This is a genomic window from Pseudomaricurvus hydrocarbonicus, from assembly GCF_011602365.1.
Lineage (GTDB): Bacteria > Pseudomonadota > Gammaproteobacteria > Pseudomonadales > Cellvibrionaceae > Pseudomaricurvus > Pseudomaricurvus hydrocarbonicus.
Window position 1 is genome coordinate 26598 of record NZ_JAAONZ010000015.1, and the last position, 12309, is coordinate 38906.

Annotated in this window: 11 protein-coding genes; 7 read left to right on the forward strand and 4 right to left on the reverse strand. The window is 51.3% G+C overall.

Features of this window, described 5'->3' with window-relative positions; genetic code table 11:
* Window positions 1–23: 23 nt before the first annotated feature.
* Entirely contained in the window at window positions 24–239 is a 216-nt protein-coding gene (locus tag G8770_RS16735; protein ID WP_167189448.1) for a TIGR02450 family Trp-rich protein, read from the forward strand.
* A 485-nt stretch (window positions 240–724) separates the two neighbouring features.
* On the opposite strand, the gene G8770_RS16740 is transcribed toward G8770_RS16735, so the two are convergent.
* Both G8770_RS16740 and G8770_RS16745 read right to left on the reverse strand, forming a co-directional pair.
* Window positions 725–1243: a cytochrome b gene (locus G8770_RS16740; RefSeq protein WP_167189451.1), complete on the reverse strand. Its 519-nt coding sequence runs from the start codon at window positions 1241–1243 to the stop codon at window positions 725–727.
* Window positions 1236–2213, reverse strand: coding sequence for a catalase family peroxidase (locus G8770_RS16745; protein ID WP_167189454.1), 978 nt, complete (start codon window positions 2211–2213; stop codon window positions 1236–1238). Before G8770_RS16745 ends, G8770_RS16740 begins: the two co-directional genes overlap by 8 nt.
* 406 nt (window positions 2214–2619) lie before the next feature.
* Here G8770_RS16745 and G8770_RS16750 point away from each other — a divergent pair, with 406 nt between their 5' ends.
* Window positions 2620–3513: an oxygenase MpaB family protein gene (locus G8770_RS16750; protein WP_167189457.1), complete on the forward strand. Its 894-nt coding sequence runs from the start codon at window positions 2620–2622 to the stop codon at window positions 3511–3513.
* Between the two features lie 146 nt (window positions 3514–3659).
* On the opposite strand, the gene G8770_RS16755 is transcribed toward G8770_RS16750, so the two are convergent.
* Entirely contained in the window at window positions 3660–5327 is a 1668-nt protein-coding gene (locus G8770_RS16755) for an MFS transporter (RefSeq protein ID WP_167189461.1), read from the reverse strand.
* Between the two features lie 536 nt (window positions 5328–5863).
* On the opposite strand from G8770_RS16755, the gene G8770_RS16760 reads away from it, so the two are divergent.
* The 5 genes from G8770_RS16760 (at window position 5864) to G8770_RS16775 (ending at window position 9985) form a co-directional block, all read left to right on the forward strand.
* Entirely contained in the window at window positions 5864–7198 is a 1335-nt protein-coding gene (locus tag G8770_RS16760) for an MFS transporter (protein WP_167189463.1), read from the forward strand.
* Window positions 7199–7345: 147 nt separating this feature from the next.
* Complete coding sequence (locus G8770_RS16765; protein WP_167189466.1) at window positions 7346–7618, forward strand: hypothetical protein; 273 nt, start codon at window positions 7346–7348, stop codon at window positions 7616–7618.
* A gap of 16 nt (window positions 7619–7634) precedes the next feature.
* Entirely contained in the window at window positions 7635–8396 is a 762-nt protein-coding gene (locus tag G8770_RS16770) for an alpha/beta hydrolase family protein (RefSeq protein ID WP_208022320.1), read from the forward strand.
* 6 nt (window positions 8397–8402) lie between these two features.
* A complete protein-coding gene (locus G8770_RS23920; RefSeq protein WP_208022321.1) occupies window positions 8403–8735 on the forward strand; it encodes a hypothetical protein in 333 nt (110 codons plus the stop codon).
* Window positions 8736–9277: 542 nt separating this feature from the next.
* A complete protein-coding gene (locus G8770_RS16775; protein ID WP_167189469.1) occupies window positions 9278–9985 on the forward strand; it encodes a hypothetical protein in 708 nt (235 codons plus the stop codon).
* Between the two features lie 381 nt (window positions 9986–10366).
* Here G8770_RS16775 and G8770_RS16780 read toward each other — a convergent pair whose 3' ends face one another.
* Window positions 10367–12109 carry an ABC transporter transmembrane domain-containing protein gene (locus tag G8770_RS16780; RefSeq protein WP_243760546.1) on the reverse strand — a complete coding sequence of 581 codons (1743 nt, stop codon included), beginning with the start codon at window positions 12107–12109 and terminating at the stop codon, window positions 10367–10369.
* Window positions 12110–12309 lie beyond the last annotated feature (200 nt).

Below are 12309 nucleotides of genomic sequence, written 5' to 3' on the forward strand. Positions count from 1 at the left end.
AGTCAGAGTGTTATGGAGTTTGTATGAACCAAATTAACCCTGCTAAATTGCGCAACAGCAAATGGACTGCGGTAAAACCAATGAATCGAGAAAAACACTTCTTGGTGTCAGAGGTGGAGTTTGAAGAAGACGGTTCAGTAATTTCGTGTAAGTTGGAATCGGTCCTCTCAAAAAAAGAATATTTAATAGATTGGACAGAACTGAAAAATCGAGAGAAGTGGATTCAAGGTTGGAAATAGCGAAAACCTCACACACACAAATTTCATTTGACACGCAGCAGCACGTTAGTCCGGAAAAATCCGCCGGTGCGGCATGCCTTGACGTCATAGAAAAATGCAAATCAGAAGGCGTTTTTTTATATAACATGACTTCACTATCAGCATCACCACAAAGGGAAGTGGCTGTGGATAACGCTTTATTGCGTGCTGTTTTACTGCCGTCTTGTTATTACTTTTATATTCCTTGTAAGGCATAAGTGCTTATTTATGGGACTGAAATGACTTCTCTTGGTTTTGGTCATAAATATCAAGGTGTCCGATCGGACGCTGAATCTTGCCCTTAATTAACCGTTTTACAAACAGCAAGATGTGTCTACTTCAAGCAGGATCAATTTCCTTAAGAGTTTTACAGTTAAATTTCTTGCTTGGTTGTCTGTTAAGACCGGGAGGAATGACGACATACGTTGCTGCTCCCTCAATGAGAGGGGCAGCGTTAATTGAAAATACTAAAGCATGCTTTTTAATACATTATCTTTGCGAACAAAGTGATGATGTAACGCGGCAACAGCGTGTAAACATATTAAAGCCATCAAAAAAAGCGCCAACCAGCCATGAAGTTCACGAAATATCGAATATGTCTGAATATCTACGCTGAGAGAGGCGGGTAATCTGAATAGACTAAATACCTCTACCGGACGACCCGCGGCATACTGCATTAAATAACCAGAAATGGGCATTGCCAGCATAAATCCATACAGTAATACATGGGATAACCTGGCAATCGCTTTTTGCAGTGCCGAGAGATCACTGGGTAAATCGGGTACCATATTCCGGAAACGGTTGAGAAGTCGGATAATGACTAATATGGCAGCTAATACACCGAAGCTTTTATGTAGGCCTAGTATGGTGATTTGCCAAGGTTCTAATGATTGCACCATCAAAAGTCCTGCGGATAACAGTGAAATCAGTAACGCAGCCATGGCCCAATGGAAAATACGCATGGACAAAGAAAAACGATTATTCATTGCTGTTTGCCTCCAAAGCACCATTTAGCACCTCGCGTGCACGACGCCGATATGACTCTGCATAAGCTCCAGAACGTGCCCGTAAAATAGGGTCAGCCGTGGGCTCGATACCTTCAGGCAGTACAAGTGGGTCATAATTGATGCTATGGCATTCACCTTTCAATTGAAATTGCCAATCTCGTATCACCAGTTGTCCGGCGGTGATTTGTTGCCGTGAGTTAGGCCACGCTCGAGCGGGGTCATTCTCGTTATCAGCTTCGGTTGCTAATGTATAGACCCAATCAAAGACGATATCTTCTTTCGCCAAGCGCTGTTGCAACTCTTGCTGTAGTGCATCCTCACCTTTCAACCCTTCAGGCGTAGCGGTAAGGGTTGGGCGCATATGCCAGCGCACAGCTTGTTTTTCGTCCTGTTCATTGATCAGATAAAAGGCGTTGATGCTGTTATAGGTTTCAGCGGCGAAACTCCCCGAAGGCTGATAGCTCGACTTCCAGTTTAAAAAGTCTTGGCTCTCTGGATGATCTTTAAAAAATTTCTGTATGGCCTCAGGGCCAGCTTTGATTGCGATTATCTGTTGATAAAAGGTATGTGGATCAGAAACGGCCATTACTGGAGGAGTATTCATAGCGACTCGCCATTGCTGTGTGGCGCTGGTAGCAAAGCTAAGTGCCATGCTTCTTACCGGTGCTTTTAAATCAGGTGCTGAGGGATTACTACCTGCGATAGAGAAACGACCGATAAACGGAGTCGAGCCTTTTTCAAAGACCTTAGCGTGTGTATATTTGGTCAGTGAGCCATTGGATAAAAATTCACCGCTTATGCAAATACCCTTTGCGTGTGCGCGACGAAATCCCTTATGTACAATGTCACCTTCCTGTAAGTTGACAAATTGTTGCGGCGTCACTTTAGAAGGCTGCTGGGCCAATGCTATACATGGTAAGACCAGCCCCAGCATAAAGATGGTTTTCATATGTGAATCCTGACTCGGTAGTTCGTGTAAAAAGTTTTAACTTGAACTGAAGATCGGTTGTCGAGTAATAAAATTATGAGTTACCCCACCACGAAATTTATATAGCCTCAGGGGTTGATAACAATTTTGCAACTATTTTCTGGATTCTATGACTTTGTGTTTAAAATTGAACTGGAAGTAGGACTCTGTGCCAATCTATTGGTTCCGATTGCGAGAAAACTTATCTGTAAGGTCTCACTGAGACATAAGCAGTTGTTTTTTGGATGAGAACTGCTGTACTTCTCAAAGGTAGATCCGAAAATCAACGTAGATATCTGGGACAGGCACTTTTATATCCCGGAGACTACAGTGCGTATGTATCCTGCTCGCGCACCTATGGCATAACCTTACGCGGACCATTCTGATCATGATCGATGTGAGTCAGCAGCAGGCATCTGTGGCCGACAAAAAGCCCGGGCGCACAGGAGCGCGGTTCGATTTTCTCCATCCCGCGGGCGAGGAGGCTTTGTTGCCGGCCGATTCGGTCACCTGGCGTGTTTTCAAAAATCCGGTCGCCATGTTTGTCGGCGGTGTTGCTGCGGTGATTCTGGAGCTGGCGGAGCCGAGGGTGTGCGACGGAGTTTGGAACAATACCACTTTCCGCACCGATCCACTTGGCCGTTTGCGCCGCACCGGGCTGGCTGCCATGGTGACCGTTTACGGGCCGCACACCAAAGCCGAGGCCATGATTGCCGGCATCCACCGGTTGCACGGCAACATCTCCGGTGTGACCGCGGCGGGGCAGGCCTACAACGCGAACGACGAGGAGTTGCTCAACTGGGTGCAGGTCACTGCCAGTTTCGGTTTTCTGGAAGCCTACTGCCATCTGGTTAAAGCCCTCCCGGCTGCCGACAAGGACGCCGTTTACCGGGAAGGAGCTATTGCCGCCAGATTGTACGGGGCCGTGGGGGCGCCAGCTTCGGTGGCGGGGCAGGAGGAACTGTTCAAGGCCATGCGCCCAAAGCTGCAGCCCACAGACGTTATCGAAGAATTTCTGCAGTTGATGTTGCAGACGCCGATCCTGCCCTTTTTCCTTCGACCCTATCAGCACCTGCTGGTGCGCGCCGCCGTGGGTATCCTGCCCGCCGAAACCCGGCGATTTCTGAAGCTGGGTGCCCGTTGGCAGCTGAAAGACTGGCAGCTGGATTTGGTGCGATGGACGGGCCGCCTTGCAGATCGGCTGGTGATTAAAGCCAGTCCTGCAGTGCACGCTTGCCGGCGGTTGGGGTTACCGGATAACTATCTTTATAAACGATCTTGATAAACCGTCTTAACCCCCACATTGATATCAATGTGCATTCCGCGATACCGGGCAGGTGTGTGGGTGCTCACTGTTGGGTGCCGGGTGCGCATGAGCCGGTGTAAATTGTCCTCTGGCCATAATCGTAACGATCTACGTTGACCCGCCTAGGAGCCGATATACACCGAAGAATCCTGTTGGGTATCCGGGGTGGATACTTTCCAGCGTACCGAGCCAAAGGGCCGTTCCAGGCCGCGCCGAATACGTTTGACCGCGCCGGGCATGAGATATTGATCCGCAATCCGTTGGGCGTCTATGTCCGACTGGGTAGAGCGATCCCGCATGCGCAGATAATCACCCCAGGCCGGGAAGTGAAAGCGCTCGGTCCACTGGGCCGGATCGCCAATATCACGGCTGATTGACCAGTTGAATCCACCATTGCGCAGGCGCACCCGTCGCACTTGTTGCATGGCGTCGTAGTAGTCGCGGGCATTATCGGGATCTACCCGATATTCAATGTCGATAACAATAGGTCCTGAACGCATGGTGATCGGCAGCTCTATCTCCGGTTCATTGGTCAGGTCGACTGTCTCTGAACCCACAGTGTTTGGATTTGGGAGGGGTAATATCAGGGCAAACACTGGCAGGGTCAGCACGTATATGCCGGCGGCAATAAGCGCTATTTCGATCGACCAGTGATCGGCGATAGTCCCCCAGCACCAGGACCCGAAAGCGATGCCAGCGGTCAGAAATGATGTGAAAAGAGACAGTGAGCGGGCTATCACCCAGCGCGGTGCTGATAATTGAACGACAATGTTCATCAGCGAAATAGCGATCATCGTGCTGGCCCCGGCGATAAACATCAGCAGGCAGGTGAGTGTCAGCCAGTGACTGAAGCCCATGCTGATCAGGGCTACCCCGCCCACGACAGATACGCCAGAGACCACTTGCTCTGTGGTAAATTTGTCATTGAGTTTGCTCACCATCAATGCGCCGAAAACAGCCCCAACGCCGGTGGCACCCAGCAAGATACCAAACGTACCGGCATCGCCTTGCAACATGTTTTTGGTGATCAGTGGCGCCAGGGCCCCCGCTGTCGCAGTGACGCTGCCAAAAGTGAAAATACAAATTCGAACCAGGACGATGCGGATAGGGCTGGAGTGCAGTGCGTAGCGCACACCCGAAACGATGGCTCTGGTGATACGCTCCGGGGGCAGGCGCGAAGGAACTTGCCCTCGCTTCCATAAATAAAAAGCCAATATCAGTGGCAAGTATGCCAGCGCCGTTACGCTAAAGGCTGCCTGGGCGCCGGCTGCGACGAGGATAAAACCCCCGACTGCAGGTCCAAAACTGCGCGCCACGTTATAGCTGATTGAATTCAGGGCAATGGCCGCAGGTAATGCGCTGGTGGGCACCTGCTCACCAATGGAAGAGCTCCAGGCGGGGTAGTAAAAGCCCGCGCCAACACTGATTAATGAGCAAAAAACCAGCAACACCCAGGGGGTTGTGAGCTGGTAAAAGGCCAATAGTGTCAGAATGACAGCAAAAAAGACGGCAATGCCGAGACCGGACATGGCCACTTTTCTACGGTCATACATATCGGCTATGGCACCCGCAGGCAGGGAAATAAACATCAAAGGCAACGCTAAAGCTGTTTGCACCAGGGCCACCATGGTTGATGAATCTGTGAGGCGGGTCATTTCCCAGGCAACACCGACCCCCAAAATTAACTGACCAAAATTCGAGAGAATGCTGGTAGTCCAAATACGTTGAAAAGCGGTGATTCGCAGAGGCGCAAATACAGAGCCTTTGGTGTTTGATATTGAAGCTGACATTATTTAACGCCGATGAGATGTATACGGATGAGTAAGGGAGTCGATGCCTGCCGGTAAAAACTCATGAAACAGACGCCTGGCATATTGATGGAAACTCCGGTCCAGCAAGCTGCGATGGCGACTCTGGCGTTCAGTAAAAAGACCAGGTCTACCTGAACATCTAAAAAGTACGGGTTAGCTTTTTTGTGGTTTTGTCGGTATATACGTCAAGGGTAAATTGGCGCACTGGAACCCTCTACATGCGCCACTGCGAGCTCATTATACGCTCTGAGTCCCTTTTTATTGGGCTTCAACCATTATTCAGTGTGTTCTTCACATGACTTCATGTGGCCTTCGCTCCGTTCTTTTCAGGCGCATAGTGTATGCGCATGGTACGGGAGTGACAAATGCAATCAACAGGGTGCTGGGGCTGGCATGACCTGTCCCGAAGTACAGTCGGTAGGGGACTGATGTAGCAGTGGTTTCTGTTACACGGTATGATCCTTAAAACAAAGCAACACTGTTGTCTAAATAAATATCAGTAGAGACCCTTTATCATGTCCGTTGAGCAAGCACCGGCCTCCATCGAAGTTCTGCACGAATCCAATATCACGCCCATGCAATGGATGATTTTGCTGCTGGGGTTGCTAGCCAGCATGATTGAGGGTTTTGATATTGTGGTGATCGCCTATGCGGCGCCGGCCATCAGCGAAGACTGGGGTATCTCCACCGAAAAAATGGGGATCGTTCTCAGCGCCGGGGTACTGGGTATGACGCTGGGGGCGATGTTTCTGTCATGGCTGGCGGATTGCTATGGGCGACGCATTACGGTCAGTGGCAGCCTGCTGGTGGCGGGGTTGGCGACCAGCGCGATTGTCTTTACCTCGACGGTGTGGGAGCTGGTGTTGTTGCGGGCCGTGGCGGGTTTGGCGTTGGGGGTGCTGGTGGCGTCGCTGACACCACAGATGGGCGAGTTCAGTCCGCTACGGCATCGGGTCTTGATTATTTCGGTATTGGTGGCGGGGGCTTCTGCTGGTGCGGTGGCCGGCGGCCTGATTACGGCGGCGTTGATTAGTAGCCTGGGGTGGCAGGGGATATTTTTATACGCCGGCCTGATCACACTGGCCTTGGGGGGGCTGATGTACTTGTTGGTGCCTGAATCCATCGCTTTTACCATCAAGCGACACCCTGAAACGGCGCTGGCCAAGGTCAATCAGATTCTGGCGTATATCGGCCAGGCACCGGTGCAACAATTGCCCGCCATGAGTGTCACTGCCCAAGCGGAAAGGGCCACGGTGGTGTCTCTGTTATCCCCACACAGGCGTATGGCCACACTGTTGTCCTGGAGTGCTTTCTTTACCGGTTTTGTGGTGGTCTACTTTATCAGCAGCTGGATGCCTCAGGTGTTGACCAACGCCGGACTGCCACAGGAAAAGGCGATTCAGGCAACCGCGGCTATTCCTTTCGGCTCCATCATCGGCACCATACTGATTGGTTACATGGCGAAAAAAATCCCCCTGAACAAACTTATCGCCAGCGGTTTTACGCTTGGCATGCTTTGCATTTTTGTCGTCGGTAGCATGGCAAGTAATCTGGGGGCGGTGCCCTATCTCCTGGTACTGACGATGTTGTTTCTGATCGGGATCACGCTGATGGGGGCGTTTTCCAATCTCTATAGTATTGTGTTGGTGATCTACCCTGCCCAGGTGCGCAGCACGGGCTTGGGTTGGTCGGCGGGCCTTGGTCGTGCCGGGGCGGTGATCAGTCCCATGTTGGCTGGGCTATTGATGGGGCTGGGGCTCTCCATGCCAGTGTTGTTTGTCATCTTTGCAATACCGGCATTGATCGCGGCGCTGTGTGTCTGGCTGATTCAGCCGCGTGAGTTGCTTTAGTTCTCCGGGTTTAAAGTTTTAACGTCGAGCGTATAAAGTGGGGGCATATAAAGACGCCCTTTAACGGTCAATCCAGGCCGATTTCGAAAGCCTCAAGGCACGAACCTGGCAACGTGGTGGCTTTGGATCCGCTATGGGGCGGCAGGAATGTTTAACCGTTTGAGAATCCTCGGCAGCTGTGTGGACTTTAAACGCGTGTCTCTCCTGACATTTTACCGAGCGAACCGTACCAGGGGGATTGTTCCAGATGCCCTTAACGCGAACAAGCGCATATACTTTGATGAACTGGGTTACAACACCGATGGCATCGGTGTTGTCATGTTTTTCGTCACACGCCCACAGGCAAGGTCGGAAGTAGAAATGTTGGATTGGTATCCAGCGACCAAGCTGCGTGAAAAAAGTGCCGCAGCTGAAAATTAACAGAAGGCCAAAATCGTTGATTGATTCAGCCAGTCATCGTCGCAGTACACTTTTGCCAGCGCTGACGGTCATCATCAGCGTGTTGCTGAATGCCTGCACAACGGTACCACTGGAACCCTACACTGAAGAGTCACCACCTTACATCCTGATACCAGCCACACAGGCAGGTGTGGTGGACAAGCGTGGACGTTTCCGTGAAATCTTTTGCAGTATTCTCCGGGCGCGGGGCACAAAATTACCCGATTTCCGCCCTTGTGACGAGGCGCTGACGCGTATCGGCGATGAACCAGAAGGCACAGGAAGAACAGTCGCTCTCGGCCATGGGAGACGACCGCTGGTGGCGGTTATCGTTCCTGGGCTGGGTTGGCATTGCTTTTCCAGCTGGTTGGATATCAATCAGAGTGTCGTCGAACATGTTCAGCAGTTCGGCTACGACCTGAGAATGTCCCAGGTTGGCTCTCTGTCCAGCACACCCAAAAATGCACGCCTAATCCGTGATGCCATCATGGACATGCAAGCAACAACACAGCGCAACCTGGTGTTAATAGGTTACTCCAAGGGCGCTCCCGATATCCTTCAGGCCGTGGTAGCTTATCCGGAGATACATTCGAGAATCGCCGCTGTTATCAGCGTGGCCGGTGCGATTGGTGGCTCGCCGTTGGCAAATCATGCCAAACAATCACAAGCTGAATTGCTGCGACACTGGCCAGGTGCACAGTGTGACATTGATGGCGGCGGGGTGGTTGAAAGTCTGCGCCCGATTGTGCGAAAAAAGTAGTTGGCCATGCATATTTTACCTGAGGATATTTCGTATTATTCACTGGTGACGCACCCCAAACCCGATCGTATTTCTTCCATCCTTAAGCCCAGCTATAAAAAATTAAGTCGCATCGATGCGCGTAATGACGGTCAGCTATTGTTTTATGATCAAGTCATTCCCGGCAGTGCATTGCTAGGTTATGTCAATGCGGATCATTGGGCCATATCCGTACCCATCGCACGCTCACATCCCATTATTGGTTCTACTTTTGTTGATCAAAACGACTATCCCCGTGAAGCGTTACTTGAAGCCTTGTTACGCTTCGTCGAAGAAGATTTGAAGGCATCCGGAAAATAGTTTCTTCACCGTTAAACCTGCCGAATCCCTTGAGTTATCTGCTCGGATTCTCCCAGAAATCAGGGCTCGTTGACCCACAGCGTCATGTGCCCAATAGCCCGATGTCATTCATAGCAACCCATCACTAAGAAGCGATAAGTCAATCTGCAGCGTAAGTCTTGATGGCCATCCATCTCGAAATTTGAAAGTCATCTGCTTTAGCTGGATAAGGTTATTTTGGTGTCTATACTTCCTAAGGATTGAAGCAGAGTTATAAACGGCCTGCTGTATATACGCAGGGCTTTTTATACTGTTATTAATAAGCATGGAATTAACCCTGTTCATAACTTAAAAGTGTCAATAAATTTTACAGTGTCGCCTTGTTGATTTTCTAAGTTATTGATTTTAAAAGGGTGGCGCAAATATTGCCTTATGTTGGTTGTTGCATGGCACATGGTTCTAAATGCGGATGGACTGGTTGTAAGACGGTATGGAAAAGGTCACAAAGCTGCGGAGGGTGTGAATTAACAACGTACGATTTATTCAAACAATGAGGGAACGCAATGAATAAGATCCACTGGATTTTGGCTCTGGTTGTCTTCATGGGAGTGAGCACTGGTGTACACGCCGGCTTTTTCAGTTACGGTGGGGGGTATAACGACGGCACGTCGTTCAAAGTTTTGTACGAAGATAAAGCTGGCAATACCGACGATGGGTTTTGCTCCGGAACGGACTGCCGAATTTTTGATATTATTTTTGATTTCGGGCCCGGCAGTGTGTTGGGGAATTACGCGGCTAATCCTGCTAACCCCTTCCCGGGCAGCTACCCGAACATCTTCGCCGTCAACCTCGACGACCCGCTGCTGAATAATATCTTCAGCTTTTCCCTGAGCGGGTTGGACGGACCCTTTGGGGGATCGTTTTCGCTGCTTCTGGAAAATCCCGATCCGCTATTTGGCACGGACTCGGTGAGACTCAGTGATGGCCCGCTGTTTATCAATGACGTCTATTGTCGAGGGCTGGTGCCTGGAGGGCCTAACGAGGGAAACTGTACGCATACGAGCAGCGGACCATTATTCGCGGGCATCAATCTAGGGCACACCAACGGTGCACTGGCCGAGTTTATGGCCATTGAAAACCCCTTCCCGGATTCGGTTAATGAAGTGCCCAGCCCGGCGACGTGGCTTTTATTGGTAACCGGGCTTTTGGCGATTGCAGTATTGCAATACCGGCCTCGCAGACGAGCAGGTCTGGCGACCGCCCGAGCATAAGCCTTGTCGTTTGGCCCCCAATCGCTGGGGTCATGGTGACTGAACACAGGGCACCCAACAGTGCTGTGACCATGATTTTCCCAATCAAAGCCTGACCCAGTCTGGATCAGGCTTTGTGGGGGGGGGGGGATAGATGGCTGATTTTATTATGTCCTTATGCAACACACTTATCCGTGCAGCCTATCCTAGGGTTGCTGAAAGACCTGGTCACCGTTAAAAACTGTCACTTTTACTTTGATGTCACCAATCCCGGACACAGGAATCTCAAACGGATTTGCGTCAAGCACGATAAAATCTGCGTACTTCCCAACTTCCCAACTCACCCGGTGAGCGGCATGGATTTCAGCGCCACCGCCGCATTCAGGGTAACTGCCTTGATGGCTAGCGTGTGGTTTCCCGAAATTGTAAATCCGCCAGCCGCTTGTATAGTGGCGATGTTTCAATCAGCTCCGCATGTTTGCCTTGCGCAACCAGCTGGCCCTGATCGAATACGGCAATGCGATCGACATGCAGAATGGTGGCCAGACGATGGGCGATAATGATCGTGGTTCGATCGTGCATCAGCGTTTTTAGCGCTTGCTGAACATGGTATTCACTTTCGGAATCAAGGGCGCTGGTGGCTTCATCCAGCAGTAAAATTCTGGGGTCATTCAGAATGGCGCGGGCGATCGCGAGGCGTTGCTTTTGGCCACCGGACAGGCGGGTACCCTGTTCACCCAGGTGACTGGCGTAGCCATCGGGCAAACGTTCGATAAAGTCGTGGGCGTGTGCGGCCTTGGCCGCGGCGATGACTTCTGCATCGCTGGCATCGGGTTTACCATAGCGCAGGTTGTACCAGACGTCGGCGGAAAACAATGCCGGCTGCTGAGGAACGACCGCAAATTGTTGGCGCAGTGAAGTAATATTGAGTTCGCGAATGTCTTTGCCATCAAGGGTGATGCGCCCACTTTGCGGGTCGTAAAAACGCTGTAGCAGTTCAAACAGGGTGGATTTTCCAGCGCCTGACGGGCCTACCAGGGCCAGGCTTTGACCTGTTTCGATGTTGAGGTTTATTCCCTGCAGGGCTGCGTGCGCGGGTCGCGACGGGTAATAGAAAGTCACCTGCTCGAAGGCCAGCAAAGTGTTTGATTCAGGCGCCGCGGTGCGATCACTGAGGTCGCCAATATTGGCCGGGATCAGGGATTCTACCTGCAGTAATTCCACCAGCCGTTCAGTGGCGCCGGTGGCACGCTGTAACTCACCGTAAACCTCTGAGATGGTCGCCACAGCCGAACCCATCATAATCGCGTAGAAGACAAACGCAGCCAGGTCACCACCGCTGATGCGTCCGGCAATCATGTCGTTGCCGCCAACCCACAACAGGCCACTGATGGCCCCAAACATCAGTAGAATGACAACCGCAATTAACAGCGCTCGTTGACGGACACGGTGTTTGGCTATCTTGAATGCCGTTTCGACTTCTCTGCCGAACGCTTGCTGCTCGTGGTTTTCGCGAGTGTAACTTTGAACGGTTTTGATGTTTTGAATGATTTCACCGGCATAGCTGCCGACATCGGCGATAGAATCCTGGCTGGCTTTGGAGAGTTTTCTGACCCGGCGACCGTAGAGCAGGATCGGCAGCAGCACCATGGGGACACCCAATAACACGATTAAGCTGAGTTTGAGGTTGGTGACTATTAGCAATATGAGTGCGCCAATAAACGTTAAGGTACTGCGCAAGGCCATGGAAAAGGACGAACCGATGATGTTTTGCAATAAACTGGTATCGGTGGTGAGGCGCGACATGATTTCACCGCTGCGATTGGTCTCAAAAAAGCTCGGGTGCAGCGTGACGATGTGATCGAAGATGGCTTTGCGTAGATCTGCAACGACACGCTCTCCCAGCCAGGAGACTAAATAAAACCGGGTGTAGGTACCCACCGCCATCAGCACGGCCAGGCACATAATAACCATCACGCTCTCTAGCAGTGCTGCACTGGAGCCTTTTGCAAAACCATCATCAACCAGTAACTTGACGCCCTGCCCAATCGATAATGTGATGGCGGCGGTAAGCACCAGGGCAATCCCTGCGCCTGCCAGCACGGCCTTGTAGGGGCGGATAAACTGCCACAGGGTGATCAGCATCGTGCGTGTGGCGACGGGCTCCGCTGAACGCCTGGCGGATAATTCTGGTGCTGCAGTCTCAGTGCTCTCGGCAGTCATCAAGGGGGCTTATACTTGGCTTAGTGGCTGTCCAGTTTAACAGCGGCTGCCCAGTTTAACAGCAATCAAGAGAACAAGAAGAGAACAAACGGCGGATATCGCTTAACCTGTTCTGGCTATTG